This is a genomic window from Aeromonas sp. 1HA1 (assembly GCF_029237385.1).
Lineage (GTDB): Bacteria > Pseudomonadota > Gammaproteobacteria > Enterobacterales > Aeromonadaceae > Aeromonas > Aeromonas popoffii.
Map to the genome: position 1 here is coordinate 1 of NZ_JAACGC010000229.1, position 508 is coordinate 508.

1 pseudogene is annotated in these 508 nt (G+C 48.2%); it reads right to left on the reverse strand.

Going from position 1 to position 508, the window contains the following annotated elements:
* Nucleotides 1-199: 199 nt before the first annotated feature.
* A pseudogene (locus tag GWQ22_RS21805) lies at nucleotides 200-508 on the reverse strand (IS4 family transposase); the annotation flags it as partial.

A 508-nucleotide genomic window follows, 5' to 3' on the forward strand; every position in this document is an offset into this window, starting at 1 on the left:
CAAGAAATGGACCATGCCGATCCAGAATTGGAAGCTTGCCCTAAATCGTTTTATTATCGAGTTCGGTGATCGCCTGAACGGTCACCTGTAATGGAGTGGGCAGTTACACAGAATTATTTACAGGCTCACGCCATACACCAGATTTGACAATAGCTCTCCCATGATAGGTATTCCCATAACCTTAGTGACTGTCTCTTGATCAGATCTTGATCCCCGAAGCCATCATCTCTTTGGCGGCAATAAAGCCGTCCAGTTTACTTTGCAGTGTTTGCCAGTCTTCCCAGAGTGAGCTCCAGCCTGCAATCCCTGTTCGCTTACTATCCATAAAACCGCCCAATCTGGCTATCGCCATGTAGGCCCATTGCAAGCTGCCTTCTCGCGCTTTACGTTTACGTTTTCCCTTGTCCAGATAGTTCAGCAACTGATATTCATCCTGGGTTAGCACCGTTTCACATGACTGGTTTTCTACGTGCTCTGCTTCCCTGAGTAACCCCTGGGCCCTGAGTTC